Annotated in this window: 19 protein-coding genes and 1 tRNA gene; 11 read left to right on the forward strand and 9 right to left on the reverse strand. The window is 75.2% G+C overall.

Annotated elements, in window-relative coordinates:
- Nucleotides 1-89 precede the first annotated feature (89 nt).
- Together ACI78U_RS06390 and ACI78U_RS06395 are read right to left on the reverse strand one after the other, a co-directional pair.
- Nucleotides 90-701 (reverse strand): ANTAR domain-containing protein, encoded by a 612-nt coding sequence (locus ACI78U_RS06390; protein WP_456874446.1) that lies wholly within the window; start codon nt 699-701, stop codon nt 90-92.
- A gap of 121 nt (nt 702-822) precedes the next feature.
- Nucleotides 823-1086, reverse strand: coding sequence for a mycoredoxin (locus tag ACI78U_RS06395; RefSeq protein WP_456874447.1), 264 nt, complete (start codon nt 1084-1086; stop codon nt 823-825).
- A gap of 173 nt (nt 1087-1259) precedes the next feature.
- Between ACI78U_RS06395 and ACI78U_RS06400 the strand changes: the two genes are divergently transcribed.
- The 4 genes from ACI78U_RS06400 to ACI78U_RS06415 all read left to right on the forward strand — a co-directional run bounded on the left by ACI78U_RS06400 (nt 1260) and on the right by ACI78U_RS06415 (nt 4584).
- Nucleotides 1260-3299: an ATP-dependent helicase gene (locus ACI78U_RS06400; protein WP_456874448.1), complete on the forward strand. Its 2040-nt coding sequence runs from the start codon at nt 1260-1262 to the stop codon at nt 3297-3299.
- Between the two features lie 193 nt (nt 3300-3492).
- Nucleotides 3493-3825, forward strand: coding sequence for a hypothetical protein (locus ACI78U_RS06405; protein ID WP_456874449.1), 333 nt, complete (start codon nt 3493-3495; stop codon nt 3823-3825).
- 247 nt (nt 3826-4072) lie between these two features.
- On the forward strand, nt 4073-4315 hold the full coding sequence (locus ACI78U_RS06410; RefSeq protein ID WP_456874450.1) for a WhiB family transcriptional regulator: 243 nt from the start codon (nt 4073-4075) through the stop codon (nt 4313-4315).
- A gap of 104 nt (nt 4316-4419) precedes the next feature.
- Nucleotides 4420-4584: a hypothetical protein gene (locus ACI78U_RS06415; RefSeq protein ID WP_456874451.1), complete on the forward strand. Its 165-nt coding sequence runs from the start codon at nt 4420-4422 to the stop codon at nt 4582-4584.
- A 117-nt stretch (nt 4585-4701) separates the two neighbouring features.
- Here ACI78U_RS06415 and ACI78U_RS06420 read toward each other — a convergent pair whose 3' ends face one another.
- The 3 genes from ACI78U_RS06420 to ACI78U_RS06430 all read right to left on the reverse strand — a co-directional run bounded on the left by ACI78U_RS06420 (nt 4702) and on the right by ACI78U_RS06430 (nt 7406).
- Entirely contained in the window at nt 4702-6024 is a 1323-nt protein-coding gene (locus ACI78U_RS06420) for an ABC1 kinase family protein (protein WP_456874452.1), read from the reverse strand.
- A 53-nt stretch (nt 6025-6077) separates the two neighbouring features.
- On the reverse strand, nt 6078-7142 hold the full coding sequence (locus ACI78U_RS06425) for a ThiF family adenylyltransferase (RefSeq protein WP_456874453.1): 1065 nt from the start codon (nt 7140-7142) through the stop codon (nt 6078-6080).
- 111 nt (nt 7143-7253) lie between these two features.
- On the reverse strand, nt 7254-7406 hold the full coding sequence (locus ACI78U_RS06430) for a DUF5679 domain-containing protein (protein ID WP_456874454.1): 153 nt from the start codon (nt 7404-7406) through the stop codon (nt 7254-7256).
- A 359-nt stretch (nt 7407-7765) separates the two neighbouring features.
- Here ACI78U_RS06430 and ACI78U_RS06435 point away from each other — a divergent pair, with 359 nt between their 5' ends.
- On the forward strand, nt 7766-8356 hold the full coding sequence (locus ACI78U_RS06435) for a M48 metallopeptidase family protein (protein WP_456874455.1): 591 nt from the start codon (nt 7766-7768) through the stop codon (nt 8354-8356).
- A gap of 60 nt (nt 8357-8416) precedes the next feature.
- On the opposite strand, the gene ACI78U_RS06440 is transcribed toward ACI78U_RS06435, so the two are convergent.
- Nucleotides 8417-9790: a zinc-dependent metalloprotease gene (locus tag ACI78U_RS06440; RefSeq protein WP_456874456.1), complete on the reverse strand. Its 1374-nt coding sequence runs from the start codon at nt 9788-9790 to the stop codon at nt 8417-8419.
- A 104-nt stretch (nt 9791-9894) separates the two neighbouring features.
- On the opposite strand from ACI78U_RS06440, the gene ACI78U_RS06445 reads away from it, so the two are divergent.
- The 5 genes from ACI78U_RS06445 to ACI78U_RS06465 all read left to right on the forward strand — a co-directional run bounded on the left by ACI78U_RS06445 (nt 9895) and on the right by ACI78U_RS06465 (nt 18559).
- Nucleotides 9895-10920 carry a YlbL family protein gene (locus ACI78U_RS06445; protein WP_456874457.1) on the forward strand — a complete coding sequence of 342 codons (1026 nt, stop codon included), beginning with the start codon at nt 9895-9897 and terminating at the stop codon, nt 10918-10920.
- 242 nt (nt 10921-11162) lie between these two features.
- Nucleotides 11163-14147, forward strand: coding sequence for a UPF0182 family membrane protein (locus tag ACI78U_RS06450; RefSeq protein WP_456874497.1), 2985 nt, complete (start codon nt 11163-11165; stop codon nt 14145-14147).
- A gap of 249 nt (nt 14148-14396) precedes the next feature.
- Complete coding sequence (locus tag ACI78U_RS06455; protein WP_456874458.1) at nt 14397-15461, forward strand: PPK2 family polyphosphate kinase; 1065 nt, start codon at nt 14397-14399, stop codon at nt 15459-15461.
- Between the two features lie 31 nt (nt 15462-15492).
- Nucleotides 15493-18333 carry a cation-translocating P-type ATPase gene (locus tag ACI78U_RS06460; protein ID WP_456874459.1) on the forward strand — a complete coding sequence of 947 codons (2841 nt, stop codon included), beginning with the start codon at nt 15493-15495 and terminating at the stop codon, nt 18331-18333.
- Nucleotides 18334-18485: 152 nt separating this feature from the next.
- Nucleotides 18486-18559 (forward strand) — tRNA-Met (locus tag ACI78U_RS06465).
- A 151-nt stretch (nt 18560-18710) separates the two neighbouring features.
- Here the strand turns inward: ACI78U_RS06465 and ACI78U_RS06470 are convergent.
- From ACI78U_RS06470 to ACI78U_RS06480, 3 genes are all read right to left on the reverse strand, one after another.
- On the reverse strand, nt 18711-19853 hold the full coding sequence (locus ACI78U_RS06470) for a flavin-containing monooxygenase (protein WP_456874460.1): 1143 nt from the start codon (nt 19851-19853) through the stop codon (nt 18711-18713).
- 55 nt (nt 19854-19908) lie between these two features.
- Entirely contained in the window at nt 19909-20382 is a 474-nt protein-coding gene (locus ACI78U_RS06475; protein ID WP_456874461.1) for a hypothetical protein, read from the reverse strand.
- 127 nt (nt 20383-20509) lie between these two features.
- Nucleotides 20510-23215: an AAA family ATPase gene (locus ACI78U_RS06480; protein WP_456874462.1), complete on the reverse strand. Its 2706-nt coding sequence runs from the start codon at nt 23213-23215 to the stop codon at nt 20510-20512.
- A 128-nt stretch (nt 23216-23343) separates the two neighbouring features.
- Between ACI78U_RS06480 and ACI78U_RS06485 the strand changes: the two genes are divergently transcribed.
- A complete protein-coding gene (locus tag ACI78U_RS06485; RefSeq protein ID WP_456874463.1) occupies nt 23344-24864 on the forward strand; it encodes an MFS transporter in 1521 nt (506 codons plus the stop codon).
- Nucleotides 24865-24977 lie beyond the last annotated feature (113 nt).

Raw genomic sequence — 24977 nt, forward strand, 5'->3', positions numbered from 1 at the left:
CGCGGCCGCCCCGGGCAGGGGCTCGACGTCGGCGAGGAGCGCGGCCAGCCGGTCGGCCAGCGCGTCCGGGGTGAGCGGCTCCGGGCTCCTCAGGGACGGCCGTCCGCCGGGACCGAGCCGCCGGGCCGCACGGAGCCGCGCTCGACCCGGCGGCCCCCCGGGGTGCGGCGGGGGACCGGCGTCAGCGCCGGGCCGGCGTCGGCCGGGTCGGGGTCGGCCAGCCGGTCGAGGGTGGCCATCACCTCGCGGGCCAGCTCGTGCACCGGCCGCCCGAGCGACCGCGCCTGGCCGCGCAACACCTCGAAGGCCGACCGGGGGGCGGTGGCGTGCCGCTCGGCGAGCACGCCGATGGCGCGCTCGGTGGCCACCCGCGCGGCCAGGGCGTGCTCGAGCTGGCTGACGGTGCGTTCCAGCGCGGCGATGCGGGCGTCGCGCGGGTCCTCGGCCGGACCGGCACCCCCGGGAGCCCCCCGGGCGGCCCGGCGGGCGGCGCGGTCGGGCTCGGCGAGGCAGTCGAGCTCCTCGGCCAGGAGGTCGGCCAGGGACAGGCCCTCGAGCAGGTCGTCGACGTCGTGGGCGCACCCGGGCGCGAACACCCGCCAGCCCCGCCCGGTGCGGGCGACGACGACCGACGGCGCGTCGACCGACGGGCGCCCCCCGGCCCGTCCGGGTACGGGGGAGGGCACGGAGTCCGAGGTCACGACGGCAGCTCCCGCGAGGTGGGCGGCCCGGTGGCCGAGGGTCGGGCGGCGGCCACGGTCGTGATCCGCCGGGGGACGATGATGCACCGCCGTCTCCCGCATCCCACGCAGCACCCGCCGGTCAGGCTCCCGGCAGCTGCGCGACCTGGGACCGGACCTGGTCGATGCTGGGGTTGGTCAGCGCGGTGCCGTCGGCGAAGACGAGCGTCGGCACGGTCCGGTTGCCACCGTTGGCCTGCATGACGACGTCGGCCGCGGCGGCATCGCGCTCGATGTCGACCTCCGCGAACGGGATGCCCTCGCGCTGCATCAGCTTCTTGAGCCGCACGCAGTACCCGCACCAGGTGGTGGTGTACATCGTCACGGCGGCGGGTGCGGCAGTCACTCGGGGGCCTCCCAGGGGTCGTCGGGGACGGAGCGGAACTCCTGAGGGGCAGAACGCACACCGGCGGGCGGACCTTCCCGGCTTCGCCGGGGTGTCCCGGCGCGATGTCGGTACCGGCTGGGAGACTCGGTGCCGTCCGCCCGCCCCGCCCAGTCCCCGAGGAGCACGCCCGCATGCCGCGGACCGCCGACCTGCCCGGACGCACGCCCGGGTCCGGAGCTCCGTCCGCCGGCGCCGAGGCGGTACTGGCCGGCCTCGACGACGAGCAGCGCGAGGCGGCCTCGGCCGTCGACGGCCCGGTCTGCATCCTCGCCGGCGCCGGTACGGGCAAGACCCGCACGATCACCCACCGCATCGCCTACGGCGTGCACGCCGGCGCGTTCGTGCCCGAGCAGGTGCTCGCGGTGACCTTCACCGCCCGCGCGGCGGGGGAGCTGCGGACCCGGCTGGCCGGCCTGGGCGTGGGCGGTGTGCAGGCCCGCACCTTCCACGCCGCCGCGATGCGGCAGCTGCGCTACTTCGCCCCCCGCGTGCTGGGCGGGCCGATGCCGCCGCTGGTGGAGAACAAGCTGCGCCTGGTCGCCTCGGCCGCCTCCCGGGCGCGGCTGAGCACCGACAAGACCAGCCTGCGCGACCTCGCCAGCGAGATCGAGTGGGCCAAGACCACCCTGGCCACACCCGAGGACTACCCGAAGCGGGCCCAGGCCGCCGGCCGCGAGCCGCCCTTCGACGCCGCGACCGTCGCCCGGGTCTACGCCTCCTACGAGTCGGCCAAGCAGCGCGACGGCGTGCTCGACTTCGAGGACCTGCTGCTGGTCACCGCCTACGCCCTCGAGGAGCACCCCGACGTCGCCCGGCAGGTGCGCGGGCAGTACCGGCACTTCGTCGTCGACGAGTACCAGGACGTCAACCCGCTCCAGCAGCGGCTGCTCGACGCGTGGCTGGGCGGGCGGGCCGACGTGTGCGTCGTCGGCGACCCGAACCAGACCATCTACTCGTTCACCGGCGCCGACCCCGACCACCTGCTCGGCTTCGCCGACCGCTATCCCGACGCCGCGGTGGTCAAGCTCGAGCGCGACTACCGCTCGACGCCGCAGGTGGTGGCGTTGGCGAACAAGCTCATCGGCCAGGCGCCGCCGCGCAAGGGCCTGCCCGGGCTCCGGCTGCTCGGCCAGCGCGCCGAGGGCCCGGCCCCGCGGTTCTTCGAGCACCCCGACGAGCCCACCGAGGCCGCCGCCGTCGCCCAGGCCTGCCGGGCGCTCGTCGAGGCCGGGACGCCCGCGTCGGAGATCGCCGTGCTGTTCCGCATCAACGCGCAGTCGCAGGTGTACGAGTCGGCCCTGGCCGACGCCGGGGTGCCCTACGTGCTCAAGGGCGGGGAGCGGTTCTTCGAGCGCCCCGAGGTGCGCGAGGCGGTCGTCCTGCTGCGCGGCGCCGCCGCCGGCGGGAGCGAGCCGGGCGCCCTGGTGCCCACGGTGCGCGACGTGCTCGCCTCCACCGGCTGGGTCGAGCACCGCCCGCCGGCCGGGGGAGCGGCCCGCGACCGGTGGCAGTCGCTGGCCGCCCTGGTCGACCTCGCCGTCGATCTCGTGGCCGAGGACCCGACCACCGACCTGCCGCGCTTCGTCACCCACCTGGCCGAGCGCGCCGACGCGCAGCACGCGCCCACCGTCCAGGGCGTCACGCTGGCCTCGATGCACGCGGCCAAGGGCCTGGAGTGGGACGCGGTCTTCGTCGTCGGGCTGGTCGACGGCGTGCTGCCGATCGCGCAGTCCCTGTCGCGGCCCGACGCGGTCGAGGAGGAGCGGCGGCTGCTCTACGTCGCCGTCACGCGCGCCCGCGAGCAGCTGACGCTGTCGTGGTCGCTGACCCGCAACCCGGGCGCCAAGCGGGCCCGCCCGCGCAGCCGCTTCCTCGACGGGCTGGTCCCGGGCTCCACGCCCACGGCCCCGCCGCCGTCGCGGAAGGCCAAGAAGGCGAAGGTCGTCCTCGAGGGCGAGGCCGGCGAGGTGTTCGAGCGGCTGCGGGCCTGGCGCAGCAGCACCGCCCAGGCCGCCTCCGTGCCGGCCTACGTCGTCTTCACCGACGCGACGCTGCAGGCGATCGCCGAGGCGCGGCCCTCGTCGCTGCGCGAGCTGTCCGGGCTGCCCGGCATCGGCGCGCGCAAGCTCGACCTCTACGGCGAGGACGTGCTGGCCACCGTCAGCGGCTGACCGGTCACGGGCGGTGCCGACGGCGCGGTCGGTGACCGCCGGGTCCCCCTGCCCGGGGACACGCTCGTTAATTGCGTTGCGCCGCTCGCGTGACCTTCCCTACTGTCCTGTCTGCGCCCGACGGACAGCCGCGGGCGCACCAGACCGAGCCCGGTTCGACAGCCGGGCTCCGACCCCGGGAGGAGGGGTTCCGATGACCGACACGCGATTCGCTCTCGCCCCCGCCGGGGTCTCCGCCTGGGGCGCCCTCGACGTGCGTCCGGCCGGCACCGGCATGGTGCCCACCGCCCGTCCCCGGTACGCCGTCGCCCGCACCGCGACGCCGCTCGAGCTGACCGGCACCGGCTGCGCGGCGGCCACCGCTCCGGTCCAGGGGACCGGTGTGCCCACCGCCGGTGGCGTCATCGCGCCGTTCGGCACCTCCGTCCCCGGCACCGGCCTCCTCGGCACCGATGCCCACCGCACCACCACCAAGCAGCAGCGCACCACCCTCGGGATCCACTCCCCGGGGAGACCGCAGAGCTAGCCGCTCGACCGGTCCTCCTCGAGGCCGCGGAACCCGAACCCGGGATCCGCGGCCTCCGTCTTTCTCCGCGGCACCCGGCCCCGACCACCCGGTCGGCGGGCCCCGCCGGCCGCGCAGACGACGAGTACGAGGAGGAGCGGCAGTGCAGCAGACGATCGACCGCCCGACGTCCCACCGCCGACCCGGGCTCCCCCGGACCGGTGGCATCCCGCCGAGGACGCCGCACCCGCCCCTGGCCCCGGCCCCCGTGCGGCGACCCCTGCCGTGCCGCGGGTCCGACGACCCGGACCTCTGGTTCGCCGAGAGCCCCGCGGCCCTCGAGCAGGCCAAGGTCCTGTGCGGCGACTGCCCGGTCCGCGACGCCTGCCTGGCCGGTGCGCTCGACCGCGGCGAGCCCTGGGGCGTCTGGGGCGGCGAGATCTTCGAGCGGGGTGTGGTCATCCCGCGCAAGCGCCCGCGGGGTCGTCCCCGCAAGGTCGTCGCGGCGTGATGAAGGACCCCGTCCTCCTCACCCCTCGCAGGCTCGGGGTGAACCTCGGGACGGGGCCGACGAGAAACCGGAAGAAGTTCCACCAGAGACCGTGAGGAACCGAGATGACCAGCTACGAGTACGACCTCGCCGTCACGCGGCTGTCCGAGCTGCGTGCCGAGGCCGACACCGCCGGCCGCATGCGCCGGCTGCGGGCCGCCCGCCGGTGGGCCCGCCGCGCGGAGTACGCCAGCCGGCGTGCCGCGCGGGCCAGCGCCGCCGTCCGCTGACGCGGCGCACCCCGGGGCACCTCCGCGTGCCCTCCCCGGTCGAGGCCGGGTCCCCTCCGCTCCCGGTGTGGAGGGGACCCGGCCTCCTGTCCGTCCGGAGCCGGGCGGTCCCCGGTCTCAGACGGTGAAGCCGGGCAGCCACTCCTCGAGCACGCTGCGGTAGTCGGCGGCCGCGTCGAGCTGGCACAGGACGCCGATCGACCCGATCGTCACCCGGTGGATGAGCAGGTAGGCCGGCGGGAGGTTGAGCTGGCGGCCCAGCCGGCTGGCGTCGCTGCGCGGATCGGCCAGACGGGCGGCCTGCTCCTGCATCCACCGGCGGGTGAACCGGAAGTTGTGGCTGACGATCGGCTCGAGCATCGGCCGCAGGTAGTCGAGGACCCCGGCGGCGTCGACCTCCACGCCCGGCCGGACGAACCCCTCGGCCCGCAGGTCTGCCAGCACGTCCTCGGCCCGACCCTCCAGCGCCCAGCGGACCAGCCGGCCGATCGGCTCGGGCAGCCCGTCGGGCAGCCGGGCGGTCGCGCCGAAGTCGATGACGCCGAGCCGGTCGCCCTCGACGAGCCGGAAGTTGCCCGGGTGCGGGTCGGCGTGCAGCAGGCGGGCCCGCGAGGGGGCCGAGAAGTGCAGCTGCGCCATCAGGTGACCGGCCCGGTCCCGCTGCTGCGGCGTGCCGTCGGTGATCACCCGCGACAGCGGCAGGCCCTCGAGCCACTCGGACACGATCACCTTCGGCGCGCTGGCCACCACCCGCGGCACCACGATCTCCGCGTCGCCCGCGTACGCCGCGGCGAACTGCCGCTGCGCGTCGGCCTCCAGGCCGTAGTCGAGCTCCTCGATGACCCGCGCCCGCAGTTCGGCGATCAGCGGCTTGACGTCCAGGCCCGGGAAGATCGCGGCGAACAGCCGGGCGAAGCGGGCCAGCTGGTTGAGGTCGGCCATCAGGGCGGTGGCCGCGCCCGGGTACTGGATCTTGACGGCGACGTCGCGTCCGTCGCGCCAGGTCGCACGGTGCACCTGGCCGATGCTCGCGGCGGCGGCCGGCTGGTCGTCGAACTCACGGAACCGGGTGCGCCAGGTGCCGCCGAGCTGCTGGGACAGCACCGCGTGCACGGTCCGCACCGGCATCGGCGGAGCCTCCTCCTGGAGCTTGACCAGCGCCTCGCGGTAGGGCGCGGCCACCTCCTCGGGAACGGCGGCCTCGAACACCGACAGCGTCTGGCCGAGCTTCATCGCGCCGCCCTTGAGCTGGCCGAGGACGGCGAACAGCTGCTCGGCGGTGCGCTGCTGCAGCTCGGCGTTCACGGCGTCGGCGGACTGCCCCGACAGCCGCTTGCCGATCCCGAGCGTGGCGCGACCGGCCGCCCCCAGGGGGAGCGAGGCCAACCGCGCGGTGCGCGAGATCGAGCCCCTCGGGATCCCCGGTGCGTCGTCGCTCACCTCCCCATTGTCTCCGGGGGACCCGCGGACCGCTGACGGGACGGTGGTCCCGGTCACCCGGGAGAGGCGGGTGCGCCGCCCGTGCCGGTGCAGCCGCAGGCCGGGTGCGGCGGCCAGCGGCGCAGCCGCGGTGTGAGGTCCGGCGGGCGCAGCTCCACGACCGCCGACAGCGTGGCGGGGCTGCCGCTGCCGTCGAGGTAGGCCAGGACCTGCTGTGCGGCCGCCAGGGCGGTGGCCCAGCAGGTGAGCGTGGACCCGCTCGGGACCTGCGCACCGCCGGTGAGCTGGGCGGCCAGCACCGGCCACCGCGGGTCGGCGTCGCGACGGTGCAGGTCGGCGCAGCGCAGGCAGCTGGTGACGCCGGGGACGACCAGCGGCCCCACCACGCCGGTCTCCCCGCGCACCGTCGCCACGAGGTGGGCCACCCCGGCGTCGCGCAGGCCGGCGACGAGCGGGTCGGATGCCGACCACGGGCGGGACAGCACCACCAGGTCGGGCCAGGCGCCCGGCGGCAGGGGGCGCAGGTCGGTCAGCGGGCTGGCGCGGCGGACGGCGTCGGCGGCGGCCGGTCCGCGCGGGCGTCCCTCGTCGTCGGCGGCCAGCCCGCCCACGACGGCGTCGCCCGCGGTGACCACGCCGTCGTCGCCGACGGCGACCCGGCCGACGCCGCTGGCCCCGAGCAGCGCCGCCAGGGGCACGCCCACCCGCGTCGCGCCCTGCACCACGACCGCCGCCGCCCGCCGGGCCCGCCAGCGCGCGGCCCCGGTGCCGTCGCGTGCGGCCGGCAGCTCGGCAGCGGTGCGGGCCGCTGCGGCCGGGCCGGCGTCGGAGGCGAGCAGGTCGGCGGCGTCGAGGTCGAGCAGCGCGCCGGTGCCGCGCAGCCCGTCGAGGAGGGCGCCGACCGGGCCGGGGTCCAGGCCCGCCGCGGCGGCGTCGGCCAGGACGGCCCGCTGGGTGCGGCGGCCGTCGAGACCGCGCAGCAGCGCGGCGACGGCGGCCGGGTCGGCCCCCGTGAGCACCGCGCCGGCGCCGTCGACCCCACCGACCTGGAGCGTGTCGGGACCGCGGTGCAGCAGCGGCGTGCCGGGCGGCAGGAGCGGGTGGGGGGTGTCGGGCACCGGCGCAGGGTGCCAGCGGAGGGCGCCGGTGCGCTGCGGCTGTCCACAGCCCGGGGACGGCGACGGCGGCGTCCACCGTGCGGACGCCGCCGTCGAGGAGGTGGGAGCGCCTTACGCCTTGCCGAGGATCCGGTTCACCTTGGTGCCGCAGACCGGGCAGGTGCCCTGGGCCATGCGGCGACCGGACTCGCTGACCTTGACCTCGCCGTCGAAGTCCCGCTTCTCCTTGCACTTCACGCAGTAGCCGTTGTAGCTGTCCGCCACGGTGTCTCTCCCTCCGGCTGCTCGGCCCCCGCTCCGGGCGCCGTCCCGGGGAACGCTACCCGGACCGGCCGGTCCGCCTCGCGCGTCGGCCCGACCCGCCGGACGGGTCCGCCCACAGCCTGTGGACAGACCTGTGGGCGGTGTGGGGACCCGGCGGCGTGTCCCTGTGCGCAGGCGGGGGACGGCGCCCGGGGCCGGTCGGCGTGTCGCCTCCCCGACGGGGCCGCCACCTGCGGTGATGCCCGGTGGTGGCTGTGGACCCGTCCTCACGGCGGGGCTGTCCACCGTCCGTGCGACTCGTACCCGAGCGGGTGGCGCCCCCGGGCGCGTCGGCCCCGCCCGCTGGCTACGGTCCTCCCGTGCCCGGATCGACCCCCGACCCCTCGCACGGCCCCCTGACCGCAGCCGGGCCGGTCGAGGTCCGCCGCAGCACCCGCCGCCGCCGGACGGTGACCGCCTACCGCGAGTCCGGGCGCACGATCGTGCTCATCCCCGCGGCCTTCACCCCCGCCGAGGAGCGGCGCTGGGTGGCGCAGATGGTGGCCAAGCTGCATACCCGCGAGGAACGCCGCCGCCGGTCGATGGGCGGTGACGAGGAGCTCATGTCCCGCGCCCTGGCGCTGTCGCAGGCGCACCTCGACGGCGCCGCGCGGCCGGCCAGCGTCCGCTGGGTGGACAACCAGCAGCGCCGCTGGGGCTCGTGCACCCCGGCCGACGGCAGCATCCGGCTGTCGAGCCGGCTCCGGACGATGCCCGCCTACGTCGTCGACTACGTGCTGGTCCACGAGCTGGCCCACCTGCTCGAGGCCAGCCACGACGCCCGCTTCTGGGCGCTGGTGGCCCGCTATCCGCGGGCCGAGCGCGCCCGCGGCTTCCTGGAGGGCGTCGAGACCGCCCGCGCCGACGGCGCGGAGCCCGCGGACGCCGACGAGGGCGACCTGGTCGACTGACGAAGGACCCCCTGCCCCCCGCCACTCGCAGGCTCGCGGCGGGACCCTGCAGGGGCCGTCCTAGCGGCCGCCGCCCTCCGCGTCGCCGGGCCGGTCCTCGTCGGACGGGGCGTCCGGCTCCCCGGCCTCGGCCGTGAGCCGCCGCAGCTCGTCGTCGACCCCCTGGCGGGCGACGAAGTCCAGCGGCTCGTCGAGGTCGTCGGAGGTGGGCAGCAGGTCGGGGTGCGACCACAGGCGGTCGCGGGCCGCGGTGCCGTGCTGCTGGGCCATCGCGCCCCACACGGTCGCTGCGTCGCGCAGCCGGCGCGGCCGCAGCTGCAGGCCGACCAGCGTGGCGAAGGTCTGCTCGGCCGGCCCCCCGGAGGCGCGGCGGCGGCGCATCGTCTCGGCCAGCGCCCCGTGGCCGGGCAGCCGCTCGCCGGCGGCGGCCGCGACGACGGCGTCGACCCACCCCTCGACCAGGGCCAGCAGCGTCTCCAGCCGGCGCAGCGCCATCTGCTGCTCCGGGGTCTCCTCCGGCTCGAGCAGCCCGCTGCCGAGGAGCTCCTGGATGGCCTCGGGGTTCGACGGGTCGAAGCCGCCGCCCATCGAGCCCATGGCGTCGTTGAGGCCGCGCTCGATGGCCTCGCGGTCGATGGTGATGCCGCGGGCGTAGGCGTGGACGGCGTCGTGCAGCTGCTGGCGCAGCCACGGGACGTGGGCGAACAGCCGCAGCGACGCCGCCTCGCGCAGCGCCAGGAACAGCCGCACCTCGTCGGCGGGGCGGTCGAGGCCCTCGGCGAAGGCAGCGACGTTCTGCGGCACGAGCACGCCGGAGCCCGCGGGGGCGAGCGGCAGGCCCACCTCGGTGCCGGTGAGGACCTCCCCGGCCAGCCGGCCCATCGCCTGGCCGACCTGGGCGCCGAACATCAGCCCGCCCATCCGGCCCATGATCCCGGCGAGGGGGCCGGCCATCGCCATGGCCTCCTGCGGCAGCGCGCTGGTCATCGCGGCGACGACCTTCTCGGCCAGGGGGTCGATCAGCGCGGACCAGGCGGGCAGCGTCTGCTCGACCCACTCCACCCGGGACCACGCGAGGGCGCGGTCGACGCCCGAGGGCAGGTCGGTCGCCTGGTCCAGCCACAGGTCGGCCAGCCGCAGCGCCTCGGTGACGGCGGCGCGCTCGGCCTCCGACGTCGGCTGGGTACCGGTGGCCAGCGTGCTGATCGCGCCCTGCCGGGCGAGGTCCCAGTTCACCGGGCCGCCCGACCAGGTCATCAGCTTCTGCAGCTCGGCGAACAGCGGCATCTTGCCCAGCAGCTCCTCGGGCGTGCCGGCACCCGCGCCGCCGGCGCCGAACAGCGCACCGAAGCCGAACGGGTCGTTCGAGCCGGGCTGGTCGCGGCGCTCGGGGTCGCGGTCGGGCAGCCCGAAGCCGAACGGCAGGTCGCTCATGCACCCCACGGTAGACGCGTGATCACCCGGTCGCGGTCGGATCGGCGCCCCGGCTGTCCGCTCTCGGCGGACGCTCGCGGTCCGAGCACATAGGCTGGCCGGTCGTGACCCGTCGGATCGCCGTCCTCGCCGTCGGTGTGGTGCTGCTGCTCGTCGCCGGCGTCCTGGGCGCCGCCCTCCCGGTGCCCTACGTGGCCCAGGTGCCCGGCCCCACGTTCAACACCCTCGGCGAGATCGACGGCGACCCGGTCATCGGCGTGCGCGGGCGCGAGCGCAACGACGTCAGCGGCAGCCTGGAGCTGACCACCGTCGGCGTCGGCCGGGCCGGCCTGAGCCTGGTCGAGGCCGTCCGCGGCTGGTTCGACGACGAGATCAGCGTCGTCCCGGAGGAGTCCGTCTACCCGCCCGACCGCACCGAGGAGGAGATCGAGCAGGCCAACCGGCAGGCCTTCCTCACCTCCGAGGAGTCCGCCGAGGCCGCTGCGCTGGGCGAGCTCGGCTACCCGGTGAAGGTCGTCGTCCGCGGGGTGTCCGGCGACGACTCGCCCTCCGAGGGCCTGCTCGAGGAGGGCGACGCCATCGAGTCGGTCGACGGCCGGCCCACGCCGGACTCCGCGACGCTGGCCGACGTCCTCGCCGCGATCCCGGTCGGCACCGACGTGGAGGTGGCCTACACCCGCCTCGGGGAACCGGGCACCGCGACCGTGACGACGACGAGCTCGCCCGAGCGCGAGGGGTCGGTGCTCGGCGTCCTGGTGCGCGAGCAGCCCTGGGCCCCCTTCGACGTCGACATCGACGTCGCCGACGTCGGCGGCCCCTCCGCCGGCCTCATGCTCACCCTCGGGATCCTCGACCTGGTGGGCGACGCCGACCTCACCGAGGGCGCGGTGATCGCCGGCAGCGGCACGATCGAGGCCGACGGCACCGTGGGTCCCATCGGGGGCATCCAGCTGAAGATGGTCGCCGCCGAGGACATCGGCGCCGAGCTGTTCCTCGTGCCGGCCGACAACTGCGCCGACGCGCTCGGCTCCCCGGCCACCGGGCTGACCCTGGCCCGGGTGGCCGACCTCGACGACGCCCTGACCGCCCTCGAGGACCTCCGCGAGGGCCGCACCCCCCAGGGCTGCTGACCCCGCTCGTGCCGACCGCCCGTCACCGACCCCCCGGAGTGGGGGAAGCTGTCGGGCAGCACGGAGGCCCGCGGGAACCCGGTGCCGCGCCGGTCGTTGGTCGGGACGACACCGGCCGACCGCACGGGCCGGTGCCGGCGTCGGTGACGACGTCCGTCCGACCGCACGCGGTCGCCCCGCCGCGGCGTCGCACCCCTCCGGGTGTGGCGTCGCACCGCAACTGAAGGAGACCGCTCGTGGCCATGCGGCCCCCCGTGTCCGTGCCGACGTTGTCGCGGCGGGCGAAGGTCGTCATCGGGTCCGTCGCCGTGCTGCTGGTGCTGTTCACGGCCATCGGCACCCTGACCAACGTCTACGTCGACTACCTCTGGTTCGACGAGACCGGGTTCACCGAGGTGTTCTGGACCGAGCTCCAGACCCGCGCGCTGCTGTTCGCCGTGGCCGGCGTGGCCACCGGTGGGCTGACCGCGCTGGCGGTGTACCTGGCCTACCGGTTCCGCCCGGCGTTCCGGCCGATGTCGCTGGAGCAGCAGAACCTGGAGCGCTACCGGCAGTCGCTGGAGCCGCGCCGCACCCTGGTGCTCACCGCCGTCGCCGTCGTCGTGGGCCTGTTCGCCGGCTTCACCGCGCAGGGCAGCTGGGAGACCTGGCTGACCTTCCGCAACGCGGTGCCCTTCGGCCGGACCGACCCCCAGTTCCGGCTGGACCTGTCGTTCTTCGTCTTCGAGTACCCCTTCTACCGGCTGCTGCTGGGCTTCGGCTTCGCCATCGTGATCCTGGCGCTGATCGGGTCGGTGCTCACCCACTACGTGTTCGGGGGCCTCCGGCTGCAGACGCCGGGGCAGAAGCTCACCGGCGCGGCGATGGTGCAGCTGTCGGTGCTGCTGGGCCTGTTCGTGGCGCTGAAGGCGGTCGCCTACTGGTTCGACCGCTACGACCTGGTCTACTCCGACCGGGGCGAGCTGTTCAGCGGGGCGAGCTACACCGACGTCAACGCGCTGCTGCCGGCCAAGACGATCCTGGTCTTCGCCGCGGCGTTCTGCGCGATCGCGTTCTTCGCCAACGTCGTCGTCCGCAACTTCCGGCTGCCGGCCGCCGCCCTGGTGCTGCTGCTGCTGTCGAGCCTGGTCATCGGTGTGGCCTACCCGGCGATCGTGCAGCAGTTCGTCGTCCGCCCCAGCGCCAACGAGCGCGAGGCGGACTACATCGAGCGGGCCATCGCCTCGACCCGGGACGCCTACGGGCTGACCGACGAGGACGTCGACTACGTCGACTTCGCGCAGCAGAACACCGGTGACGAGGTCGACACCGACGCCGCGCTGGCCGAGCTGCGCGCCGACGACGCGACCATCCCCAACGCCCGGCTGCTCGACCCGAACGTGCTGGCCGGCACGTTCACCGCGCGCCAGCAGATCCGCAACGTCTACGGCTTCCCCGAGAAGCTCGACATCGACCGGTACACGATCGACGGGGAGACCCGCGACTACGTGGTCGCCGTGCGCGAGCTCGACAGCAACAGCCTCTCGGAGAACCAGGACACCTGGATCAACCGGCACACCGTCTACACGCACGGCAACGGCTTCGTGGCGGCGCCTGCCAACCAGGTGGTCACCGGCCAGGAGGGCGGCGAGCCGAACTTCACCAGCCGCGACCTGCCCACCGTCGGCGACATCGACGTCGAACAGGCGCGCATCTACTACGGCGAGCTCATCGAGGACTACTCGGTGGTCGGCGCGCCGGAGGGTGCGACCGCCCGCGAGTTCGACCGGCCCGAGGACGGTTCCGAGGGCGAGGTCAACAACACCTACGACGGCGAGGGCGGCGTCGCGATCGGCAGCTTCTTCCGGCAGCTGACCTTCGCGATCTACTACCGCGAGCGCAACTTCCTGCTCTCGGGCGCGGTCAACGACGCCTCCAAGGTGCTCTACGTCCGCGACCCGCGGCAGCGGGTGGAGAAGGCCGCGCCGTTCCTCGAGGTCGACGGCGACCCGTACCCCGCGGTGATCGACGGCCGGGTGGTGTGGATCCTCGACGGCTACACGACCTCGGACGCCTACCCCTACTCCGAGCGGATGGAGCTCGGGGAGGCCGCGGCCGACGCGCTCACCGGCACCGGCACGACGGCGCTGCCCAACGAGCAGTTCAACTACATCCGGAACTCGGTCAAGGCCACCGTCGACGCCTACGACGGCACCGTGCGGCTCTACGAGTGGGACGAGCAGGACCCGGTCCTCAAGGCCTACACGGCCGCCTTCCCGGGCGTCATCGAGCCGCGCGAGGCGATGAGCGAGGAACTGGTCGACCACGTCCGGTACCCGGAGGACCTGTTCAAGCTGCAGCGGGACATCCTCACCCGGTACCACGTGAGCAACCCGAGCGACTTCTACAGCCAGAACGACCGGTGGGCGGTGCCCGCGGACCCGACCCAGTCGCAGGAGGCGACGGCGGCCGACGAGGCCCAGCCGCCGTACTACATCCTGGCCGCGCGGCCCGGTGAGCCGGACCCGACGTTCCAGCTGACCAGCGCCCTCAACGCGTTCCGCCGGCAGAACCTCTCGGCGTTCATCTCCGCGTCGAGCGACCCGGACACCTACGGCGAGATCCAGGTGCTCCGGCTGCCGGGCAACACCCCGTTCCGCGGGCCGCAGCAGGTGCAGCAGTCGTTCAACACCAACGACGAGGTCGCGCGAGACCTGACGCTGTTCAACAGCGAGGACTCGCAGGCGGTGTTCGGCAACCTGCTCACGCTGCCGATCGGCGCCAACGGCCTGCTCTACGTGCAGCCGCTCTACGTCGAGGGGACCGGGGAGAACTCCTTCCCGCTGCTGCGGAAGGTGCTGGTCAACTACGGCGGGCGGGTCGGTTACGCCGACACCCTCTCCGACGCCCTCGACCAGGTCTTCGGCGCCGGGGCCGGCGACACCGCCACCGACTCCGACGACGCGGGGGCGACCCCCGACGAGCAGGAGCCGGCGACCCCGACGGAGCCCGCCGACCCCTCGGCACCGGCGGAGCCCACGACCCCGCCGGCCGACGGCGGGACGACGACGCCGGAGCTCGACCAGGCGGTCCGGGACGTCGACGCGGCGCTGCAGCGGCTCGAGGACGCCCAGCGCAGCGGCGACTTCGCGGCGCAGGGGCAGGCGCTGGCCGACCTGCAGCGGGCGGTCGAGGCCTACGAGGCGGCCCGGGCCGCCGCGGGGGCACCGGCGGAACCGACGGGCTGATCCCGCACGGCGGGGGCGCGCCGAACCGGGTGCGCCCCCGCCTGCGGACCGCGCCGTCCGACGGGTCGAGCGACGCGGGCCGGGGCAGCCGGTCGCCCGTCCCGGTCGTGGACCGCGGACGGTCATCCGGAGCGGGCGAGGTCGCCGTCGAGGGCCGGGGCCACCCTGGGAGGCCATCGCACCCGCGTCGGGGCAGGTGCGCTCGCGGACCCGACCGCCGGACCCGGGTCATCGCAGGAGGTGGCCACCATGGTGGAGGTGACCGACGAGCGCAGGGAGCGCATCGCGGCCTTCATCGAGCCGCTACGGGTCCCGCCGGGGTCCGTGGTCGAGCTCGGCAGGGACTTCGACCCGGGCTACCGCTCCGACATGGTCTCCAAGAAGAGGGACGGCCAGGAGCTCCTGGAGATCGGCATCGCGATGCTCGCCGAGTACCAGGCGCGTCTCGCCGCGGAGAGCACGCGCGGCGTGCTGGTGTGCCTGCAGGCCCTGGACGCGGGTGGCAAGGACGGGACGATCCGGCACGTCATGAGCGGCGTGAACCCGCAGGGCGTCCACGTCAGCAGCTTCAAGGTGCCCTCCGCTGCGGAACTCGGTCACGACTACCTCTGGCGCTACTCCCGCCGGTTGCCCGCACGCGGCGAGATCGCCATCTTCAACCGGTCGCACTACGAGGAGGTCCTCGTGGTGCGCGTGCACCCCGAGGCCCTGGCCCGCCAGCGACTGCCCCGGCTGGACGACGCCCTCTGGAACCGCCGCTACCGGGAGATCAACGACTGGGAGCGCTACCTGGTCGACAACGGCATCTCGGTGGTGAAGCTGTTCCTGAACCTGTCCAAGGAGGAGCAGCGGGTGCGCTTCCTCAAGCGCATCGACGTCCCCGAGCGGAACTGGAAGTTCTCGGCCGCCGACGCCCGCGAGCGGCAGCGGTGGGACGACTACCAGGTCGCCTTCTCCCAGATGCTCTCGGCGACCAGCACGGAGCACGCTCCGTGGTACGTCATCCCGGCGGACCGCAAGTGGTTCGCCCGCATCTGCGCCGGCGCGGTGATGGCCCACACCTTGATCGAGATCGACCCGCACTTCCCGGCGGTCGGCCCGGACACCCTGCGCGAACTCGGGACGGCCCGGCGCGAGCTCGAGGCTGAGGCCCCGGAAGGGGCCGCGCCCGATCCCTGGGCGGCGGCGCACGACGGGCACGGGCACGACGGCCACGGGCACGACGGCCACGGGCACGAGGACCACGGTCACGACGGGCACCGGCGCAAGCGCAAGCGGCCGGGGGTCGCCCGGCCGGCGGACGTCCGGGGCTAGTCCGATGGGCACGCACCGGCCGGAGGCGGCGATGCGCACAGGGCACGTCCCGGGGACGACCGTCCCCCGCGGCGACGACTGGTACGCGCGGTCGCCCGGCGAGGTCGCCCGGGCGCTCGGCGTCGACCCGGAGGTCGGGTTGTCGGCCGCCGCCGTGTCGGAGCGGTTGCGCGCGCACGGTCCCAACGTGCTGCCCGAGGAGCCACGCAGACCGGGCTGGCTGCGGTTCGTCGAGCAGTACCGCAGCTACATGCAGATCATCCTGGTCGCTGCCGCGGTGGTCTCCGCCGTCGTGGCCGAGTGGGGCACCGCCGTCCTGCTGCTGGTCCTCACCGTGCTGAACGCGGTCATCGGCCTGCGCCAGGAGGGCAAGGCCGAGAGCGCGATGGAGGCGCTGCGGTCGATGGTCAGGACGACGGCGCGGGTGCACCGGGACGGGGAGGCGGCCGAGGTCCCCGCCGAGCAGCTCGTCGTCGGCGACGTCGTGCTGCTCACCGCCGGCGACCAGGTGCCGGCGGACGGACGCGTCCTGACCGCCAGCGCGCTGCAGATCGACGAGTCGGCGCTGACCGGCGAGAGCGTCCCCGCGGCCAAGGACGCCCGGACCCTCGACGCCGGCCGGCTGGGCCCGGGCGACCAGACCGACATGGCGTTCATGAACACGCCGGTGACGCACGGCAGCGGCACGATGATCGTCACCGCCACCGGAGCCGACACCGAGCTCGGGAAGATCTCGGCGATGCTCTCGGCGAAGGGCAGGGAGAAGACGCCCCTCACCGCCGAGCTCGACCGGCTGACCCTGTGGATCGCCATCGCGGCCGGTCTGACGATGGTCGTGATGTTCGCCCTCGGCCGCACCCGCGGGGAGGCCTGGGACGTGCTGTTCGTCAGCGCGGTGGCGCTCGCGATCGCCGCCGTCCCGGAGGCCCTCCCGACGGTGACCCAGATGATCCTCTCCCTCGGCGGGGTGGAGCTCGCCAAGCGCAACGCCATCGTCAAGGAACTGCCGTCGGTCGAGACGCTCGGCTTCACCTCCGCGATCAACTCGGACAAGACCGGCACGCTGACGCTGAACCAGATGACGGTCGTCGAGGTCGTGGGTGTCGGCGACCGCTACACCGTCTCCGGCAGCGGCTACGACCTGGAGGGGCGGGTCCACCACGCCGCGGGGACGTCGCCGTCCATCGAGGCGGCGATCCTGCCCTACGTCCTGGCCAACGACGCGCAGCTGGTCGACGGTCGGGTCGTCGGCGACCCGACCGAGGGCGCGCTGCTGGTGCTCGCCCACAAGGCGGCCCTCGACATCGACGGCACCCGGGAGCGGCTGCCGCGGCTGGCCACCCTGCCGTTCGACCCGACGATCAAGCTCATGGCGACGTTCCACGCGACGACCCGCCCGGACGGGGAGCCGGTCGTCCGGTGCTTCGTCAAGGGCGCGGCCCCGGCCGTCATGGCCCGCGTGACCAGCGCCCTGTCCCTGGCCGGCCCGGTGCCCTGGGACGCCACCGCGCAGGAGCGGGCCGACGCGCACGTCGAGCGCATGGGGCGGGCCGGACGGCGGGTCATGGCCGCGGCCTTCCGGGACCTGCGCCCGGCCGACTTCGACCCGGACGGCGACCTGGCGCGCTACGTCACCGACCTGGAGCTGACCAGCCTGGTCGGGATGGTCGACCCGCCACGGGCGGAGTCGCGCGCTGCCGTCGAGCGCGCGCAGGCCGCCCACATCCGGGTGCGCATGGTGACCGGTGACGACGTGGTCACCGGCGCGGCCATCGCCGAGCAGCTCGGCATCCCCGGCGAGGCGGTCCTCGGGGAGGACTTCGCCGCCCTGCCCGAGGACGAGCGTCTCTTCCGCATCGAGCGCATCGGAGTCGTCGGCCGGGTGGCGCCCGAGCACAAGGTCCTGCTGGTCGACACGCTGCAGAAGAAGGGCGACGTCGTCGCGATGACCGGCGACGGCGTCAACGACGCGCCGGCGATCAAGGCGGCGGACATCGGGATCGCCATGGGCAGCGGGACCGACGTCGCCAAGAACGCCGGCCGGATGATCCTCTCGGACGACGACTTCGCCACGATCGTCTTCGCGGTCGAGCAGGGCCGGAAGATCTACGACAACCTGACCAAGTACATCCGGTTCGTCCTGGTCCTGCTGGTCGTCTTCGTCCTCACCTTCCTCGGCGCCAGCCTGTTCAACATCGCCGCCGGGGAGCCGTTCACGCCCGCGCAGGTGCTGTGGATCCACTTCTTCGTCAACGCGGCGTTCGGACTGGCGCTCGGCTTCGACCAGGAGACCCCTGGCCTCATGCGGACGCGTCCCCGCCCGCGCGGCGAGTCCCTGCTGACGCCGCGGCTGATGGCCACCGTCGGGCTCACCGGGCTGGTGATCACCGTCGGCCTGCTCCTGCTGATCTCGCTCGGGACCACCTCCTTCGGCGGGCTCGAGGTGGCCCAGTCCGTCGCGTTCACCTCGTTCTCGCTCAGCCTGATCGTGGCGGCCCTCGAGTGCCGGAGCGAGACCCAGACCGTGCTGACCACCGCCACGTTCGACAGCAAGCAGATGAACTGGACGCTGCTGGCCGAGTTCGTCCTCGCGGTGCTCGTCACGCAGATGGACGTCTTCCACCGGCTGCTCGACACGACGCCGATCAGCCTGGCCCAGTTCGGCTGGGCGCTGGTGCCCGCCCTGGCGTTGCTGGTGCTCTGGGAGCTCGGCAAGCTCGTCGCGCGGAGTGTGGACGCGCGGCGCCGTCGTGCCGTCGGCGGTCCCGCTGCTCCCGGGGGAGCCGCCCCGGCGCTGCCCGTGCCGCGCCGGCCCGGGGACACCCAGGACTCCGGCACGTCGATCGGCGCGAGAGGGGTGCCGGAGGCGTAGCCGTCGGGGGAGCGCCACCGGATCCGCCCGGGCGTCGTGCGACCCGCGCTCCGGCGGTGCCCTGCGGAGACACGCGGGAGCCGACGGCCCGAGCGGTGGTCCGCCGGGGCCCACCGGCACCGTCGCGGGGACGTGTACAGTGGTGTCACCGACGCGGGGTGGAGCAGCTCGGTAGCTCGCTGGGCTCATAACCCAGAGGTCGCAGGTTCGAATCCTGCCCCCGCTACAAGGCACGAGGGCCCTCACAGACACTGTGAGGGCCCTCGTCGTGTGTGCGTGCATCTCGGGCGGTTGTGCCAGAGATCCCGGTCACAGAGCGCTTGCGGCCTCCGGAGCTCGGCCGGCTGCGGCTGGCGCCAGGACCGTGACGGTGCTGGTCACCCTGGTGAAGGTGAGATCGCCGGAGTTGCCCACTGGTGGATGCCCGCATCGTTCGGTTCCGAGCCTTGTAGCGTGTCGCGGGCCATCCGGGCGGCGAGCGCCTCGGCGTCGGCGCCGACGAAGCCGAGCAGCGCCGAGCCGCGGCAGGTCTGCCAGGGCAGGCCGAGGAAGTACAGCCCAGGGACGTCGGTGGCTCCGGCGGTATGGCGGACCTGCCCGTCGACGATGACGCCGGGCACGTGCAGCCAGGAGTAGTCGGGGCGGTAGCCGGTGGCCCACACGACCGCGTCAACGTCGACGGTGCCGCCGTCGGCGAAGGTCGCGGTGCGACCGGCGAGGTCGGTCAGCCGCGGCCGGAAGTCGATCCCGCGGCGCCGCAACTGGCGGCTGCGGGTGCCGATGACCAGGTCGCCGCGGGCGCGCAGCCGGCGGGCGATGCGGGTGTGTGCAGGCACGGTGAAGAACCCGGACCTGGTGAGCCAGAAGAACAGGTCGCGGCCGGCGATGCGCTGCGGCAGCTCGGTCGGGCGGGTGCCGACCGCCACGGTGACCGGCTGGGTGGTGCCCAACTCGGCGGCGATCTGCAGTCCTGAGTTGGCCGCACCGACCACCAGCACCCGGCCGGTGCCGGGCAGCTGGGTCGGGTTGCGGTACTCGGCGCTGTGCAACTGCGGGACACCCGGATCCAGCTGGTCGGACAGGGCGGGGGTGTGCGGGCTCTGGAAGGGGCCGGTGGCGACGACGACCTGCCGGGCGCGGACCGTGCCGATCGGGGTGGTGGCCGCGAAGAGCCCGTCCGGGTCGCGGTGCATCCGGACGACCGGGGTGTTCAGCCGGACCGGCAGGGCGAAGTGGGTGGCGTAGGCGGCGAGGTAGTCGGCGACCTCGTCCTTGCTGGGGTGGGTGTCGGCTGGGGCGGGGAACGGCAGGCCGGGCAGCGAGTCGTACTGGGCCGGGCTGAACAGCCGGAGCGAGTCCCAGCGGTTGCGCCAGGAGGAGCCGATCTCCGGACCGGCGTCGAGCAGCAGGAAGTCCGCGCCGCGAGTGGCGAGGCGGTGACCGAGGGCGAGTCCGGCCTGGCCGGCACCGATGACGAGCACGTCGAGGGTCGGGTCGGCGGTGCGTGCGGGGATGGGCATGACGTCTCCTGACGGGGCGAGAGGGAGCGGCGGAGCAGGAAGGTGGCGCCGTGCGCTAGCCGAGGCCGACGGTGAGGAGCGCGGCGGCGAGGACGAGATCGGCGACCAGACAGGTCTCGGCGTACCAGCGGGGCACGACCCGGCCGAGGCGGTGGTGGACGACGTCCCAGGCCGCATGGGCGAGCCACCCGGCGGCCAGCACGTACCGGCCGGCGGCCGGGTGAACCGTGACCGCGGCGATGGCCACCGCGCCGAAGGCCAGCACCGCGGTGGTCTGCGCGGTCAGCAGCCGCCGGTTCGCCAGGTCGCCGCGGGCAGTGCCCCAGGTGAGGTAGATGACCGCGGCGAGCAGCACGCACCAGGCGCTGATCCAGGCCTGTGCGGACTCGGGCAGCCGTGCGACGAGCACGAGGCTGTTGACGGCGGCGACGGCGCCGAGCGCGGTCGGCCAGCGTCGCGCCAGCGCGCCGCGCAGGCCGCCGGCGCGCCGGGTCGGGGACTCCGTGGTCGCCGCAGTGGCGCTGGTCACAGGCGGGCTCCTTCGTCCGGGCTGGGTCTGCTCGGACGCTAGGAGCGGGCCGGATGGCCTCACGCCGGGAAAACCACCAGGTTCTCCGCCGGGCACCCCACCCCCAGCGCGGCCCGGCGAGGGGCGCCTAGTCCAGCGGAAGGGCGGTGAGCTCGGCGCGGGAGGCCACCCCCAGCTTGCTGAACACGTTGCGCAGGTGGAAGTCGACGGTGCGGGGGGACACGAACAGCCGCGCGGCGACGTCCCGGTTGGACAGCCCCTGCCGCACCAGCCCGGCGACCTGCCGTTCCTGCGCGGTCAGGTCGGTGGCGGTGGTGACGTCACGGCGGCGTGCGGTCTCGCCGGAGGCCCGCAGCTCGGTGGCGGCGCGCGTGGCCCAGCGGGCGGCGCCGAGGTCCTCGAACACCTCCAGGGCGTCGCGCAGGTGGGTGCGGGCGTCGACCCGACGGCGGGCGCGACGCAGGTGCTCGCCGAAGCCGAGGTGGATGCGGGCCTGATCGAATCGGTGCCCGCCGGCCGCGGCGTGCTTGATGGCCTGTTCGAACTCCGCCTCGGCCTCGGCGCCCTCGGCCAGCAGCGCCCGGCCGTAGGCGGCGGCGGCGAGCGCCCACGCGGCGTCGACGGCGGTGCCGAAGGCCTCGAGCTCCGCGGCCCAGCCGCTGGCCAGCTCCGGGCGGTCGGCGCGGACGGCGGCCTCGAGGCGGTCGAGGGCGGCCAGCCGGGCGACGGTGCCGGGGCCGTTGCCCAGCTGCTGGAGGTGGTGCACCGCCGCGGCGGGAGTGTCGGCGGTCACGCCGCGCGCCCAGCGGGCCAGGTCGTCGACGATCGGCGCAGTCACCCCGGCTCCCGGTGCGGCGTCGACGGCGCCGAGGTGCTCGACGAGCTGGCCCGGCTCGTCGCGCAGGGCGGCCAGCAACGCGAGCCAGGCGTGCGGGAAGCGGGTCAGCGTTGGCTGGCCGCTGCCGGTGGCCAGGTCGAGGGCCTCGGCGGCGCCGGCGGCAGCCGCCCGCCAGTCGCCGGTGGCCACCTCCCCGAACGCCCGCCGGGTCAGCGCGTAGACGATGGTGGTCAGCGCGCCGGCCTCGCGGGCGGAGGCCAGCAGCCGGGTGTGGTGGGTGAGGATCACGTCGGCGTCGCCGAGCAGGAACGCGGCCACCCCGAGGTTGGCCCGCAGGTCGATGTCCTCACCGGGGTCGCACTCGGTGAACGCCGGGTGGAACTGCGCGGCGGCCTGCGCCCACCGGCCGGCGCGGGCGTGCACGAACCCCGATAGCAGCCGGGCGTAGCAGCGGCTCCGGGCGTCGTCGGCGGTGGCCGGGTCGCCGAGGACCGTGGCCTGGGTGGTCATGTCCTCGGTGCCGTCGCCGGCGTGCGTGCCGACCGCGGCGGCGAGCATGGTCATCGCCCGGGCGCGGTCGAGGTCGGCGTCGGCGACCTCGGCGGCGGCGTGCAGCAGGATCCGGTGCCCGACCAGCGGCGATCCGACGTTCCACTCCACCCGAGCGCGCAGCCGGTCCAGGTCGGCGCGCAGCAGGGGATCGGTGGCAAGTGGTCGGGCCGCCTCGGCCAGCGAGGAGGCCCGCTGCGGCCGGGCCGCGAACCACGCTGCGTGCGCGGCGGCGGCCAGCCGGCAGGACCGGGCGGCCGGGTCCGCGGTGAGCTCCGCGGCGCGCGCCCACGCCGCGGCCGCCGCCTCGTGCCCGCCCCGCGCCGACGCCCGCTCGGCCACGCCGTCCAGCGCTGCGACCACCAACCCGTCGGGACGGTCGGCGGCGGCTGCGAGGTGCCAGGCGCGGCGGTCGGGGTCGGCGGCGAGCACGTCGGCCAGCGCCCGGTGCGCGGTGCGGCGCTGGGCGCTGGTCGCCGCCCGGTACACCGCGGAGCGGACCAGGGGGTGGTAGAGGGAGATCGTGTCGCCGTCGACGCTCAGCAGTCCAGACCGTTCGGCCGCGTCCAAGGCGTCGTCGCCGGCGTCGAGCCTCTCGGCGGCGTCGCGGACGACGGTGAGGCGGCCGGTGTCGTCGGCCGTGGCGACGAGCAGAAACCGCTGCGCGGGGTCCGGGAGGCGCCGGTACCGGTCGAGGAACCCGCGCTCGACGCCGCCGGTCAGCGGCAGCGCTGCGGGCAGCGGCGCCCGGCCGGTGAGCTGGTCGCCGGTCAGCGCGCCGGCGAGCTCGCCCAGCGCGAGCGGGTTGCCGCCGGTGGCGGCCACCAGTCGGTCGCGCACGCCCGGGTCCACCGGGCCGCCGGCCCGGGCGGCCAGCAGCGTGTCGGCGGCGGCTCCGGTGACGCCGCCGAGGACCACGGTGGGCAGGTCGGGGACGTCGAACCCGTAGGCGCCGCCGTCGCGGGCGGCGAACAGCAGCGCCACCCGCTCGGCCTGCAGCCGGCGGGCGGCGAACAGCAGCGCCGCCGCCGAGGCATCGTCCAGCCAGTGCGCGTCGTCGACGACGGCGAGCACCGGGGCCTGCTCGGCGGCGTCAGCGAGCAGGCTCAGCGTGCCGAGGAACGCGAGGAACCGGTCGCCCTCACCCTCGGCCTCGCCCAGCGCGGCTCCCAACGCGATCCGCTGCGGCGCGGGCAGGGTCTCGATCCGGCCGCGCAGCGGCCACAGCAGCCGCTGCAGCGCGGCGAACGCGAGCGGGGACTCCGACTCCACCCCAGACGTGCGCAGCACCCGCATGTCCGCGGCGGCGGCAAGGGCGTCGGTCAGCAGCGTCGACTTCCCCGATCCGGCCACGCCGCGGACGACCAGCGCGCCGCCGGTCCCGGTCCGTGCAGCGTCGAGCAGGGCGGCGATCGCCGCACGTTCGGCATCCCGTCCGGCCAGCACGAGCGGAACCGTACCGACCGCAGCAGAGAGCGCCGGTGATCGTGAACCTGGTGGTTTTCCCGGCGTGAGCGATCCCGGCGGCGGAGAGCGTGGCAGCCAGTCCCGCAGTCCCACCTCGAGGAGGAGCCATGTCGGCCCACCCCGCCGCCGAACCGGCGGCCCCCGCCCACGAGCACCCCCACACGCCGGGCGGTCACGCCCCGGGCAGCCACGCCTTCGGGCACCCGGTGCCGGCCGCGGACGAGCCACGCCGGCCGTGGACGGTGTTCGCGCTGATGATCGCCGCCCAGTTCATGGTCATCCTGGACGTGTCGGTGGTGAACGTCGCCCTGCCGTCGATCAGCGACGCGCTGCACCTGTCCGCCGCCGACTACCAGTGGGCGATCAGCGCCTACGTGCTGCTGTCCGGCGGGCTGCTGCTGCTCGGCGGCCGGATCGCCGACCTGCTCAACCGCCGCGGCGCCTTCCTCGCCGGGATCGGCCTGTTCACCGCCGCCTCGTTGGTCAGCGGCCTGGCGCAGACCCCGCTGACGCTGATCCTGGCCCGGGCGGCGCAGGGCGCCGGCGCTGCGCTGCTCACCCCGGCCGCGCTGTCGATCATCATGACCGCCTACGCCGGCAGGCAGCGGCAGACCGCACTCGCCGTCTGGGGCACCGTCGGCAGCCTCGGCATCGCCGCCGGCGTGCTCTTCGGCGGGGCGCTGACCAGCGCGCTCGGCTGGCGGGCGGTGTTCTTCATCAACGTGCCGATCGGCGTCGCCGTCGTCGCCGGCACCCTGCGCGCGGTGGCCCGCGGCACCACGCAGCCCGCCGCGCTGCGCCGGCTGGACATGCCCGGCGCGCTGACGCTGGTGACGGGCCTGCTGGCCCTGGTGTTCGGCATCGAGGCCATCCGCTCGGCCGGACCGACCGCGCCGCGCACGTGGATCGCGCTGGCCGCCGCGGCGGTGCTGCTCTCCGCCTTCGCCCGCCTGGAGCGCCGCGCCGCCGACCCGCTGGTGCCGCCGTCCACCTGGCGGATCCGGTCGCTGGTCTCGGCCTCGGCGGTGATGGCTGGCGTGACCGGCGTGGTGGTCGGCGCGATCTTCCTGACGTCGCTGTACCTACAGGCCATCGTGGGTTCCTCGCCGGTCGTCGCCGGGCTGCAGTTCCTGCCGCTGGCCGGCGCCATCACCGCCGGGGCCGCGGTCGCGTCGAAGGTCATCGGCCACCTCGGCGCCCGCACCCTGATCCTGGGTGGGCTGGTGGTCATGGCCGCCGGCGTGCTGCTGCTGGCCACCGGCGCCGGGGGCACCTCCTACGCCGCCAACGTGCTGCCCGGGTTCCTGCTCGTCGGTGCCGGCGTCGGCCCGATGTTCGTGGCCATCGCCGTCGCCGCCATGAGCGACGTGCCCGCTGAGCGCTCCGGGCTGGCCTCGGGGCTGATGATGACCGGTCACGAGATCGGCGCTGCCCTCGGCGTCGCCGCGCTCACCGCGATCGCCGGGAACCTGGCCACCTCCGCCGGCTTGATCGACGGCTACGGCCGAGCCTTCACCGCCACCGCCGTCGTCCTGGCCGCCCTGTTCGTCCTCACCGCCCTGGCCGTGCCCGTCGGCAAGCCCGCAGCCGATGCGCACGGCCACGGCCACGGGATGCACGGCCACTGAGCTCCGGGCAGCCGGGCGGTGCGGGGGTTTCCGCCGCACCGCCCGGCGCAGCGTCGGCCACAACGGCGGCCGCCCCGCCACTGCCACCGTGGACCGGCCGGGGCACCGTGCCG

Source organism: Geodermatophilus sp. SYSU D00710, assembly GCF_054050195.1.

Bases quoted from the DNA above. Each gene is read 5' to 3' on its own strand.
- ACI78U_RS06400 (WP_456874448.1), top strand. From the start codon at position 1,260: ATGCCGCGGACCGCCGACCTGCCCGGACGCACGCCCGGGTCCGGAGCT.
- ACI78U_RS06405 (WP_456874449.1), top strand. From the start codon at position 3,493: ATGACCGACACGCGATTCGCTCTCGCCCCCGCCGGGGTCTCCGCCTGG.
- ACI78U_RS06415 (WP_456874451.1), top strand. From the start codon at position 4,420: ATGACCAGCTACGAGTACGACCTCGCCGTCACGCGGCTGTCCGAGCTG.
- ACI78U_RS06440 (WP_456874456.1), bottom strand. From the start codon at position 9,790: ATGAGCGACCTGCCGTTCGGCTTCGGGCTGCCCGACCGCGACCCCGAG.
- ACI78U_RS06450 (WP_456874497.1), top strand. From the start codon at position 11,163: ATGCGGCCCCCCGTGTCCGTGCCGACGTTGTCGCGGCGGGCGAAGGTC.
- ACI78U_RS06455 (WP_456874458.1), top strand. From the start codon at position 14,397: ATGGTGGAGGTGACCGACGAGCGCAGGGAGCGCATCGCGGCCTTCATC.
- ACI78U_RS06460 (WP_456874459.1), top strand. From the start codon at position 15,493: ATGCGCACAGGGCACGTCCCGGGGACGACCGTCCCCCGCGGCGACGAC.
- ACI78U_RS06470 (WP_456874460.1), bottom strand. From the start codon at position 19,853: ATGCCCATCCCCGCACGCACCGCCGACCCGACCCTCGACGTGCTCGTC.
- ACI78U_RS06485 (WP_456874463.1), top strand. From the start codon at position 23,344: ATGTCGGCCCACCCCGCCGCCGAACCGGCGGCCCCCGCCCACGAGCAC.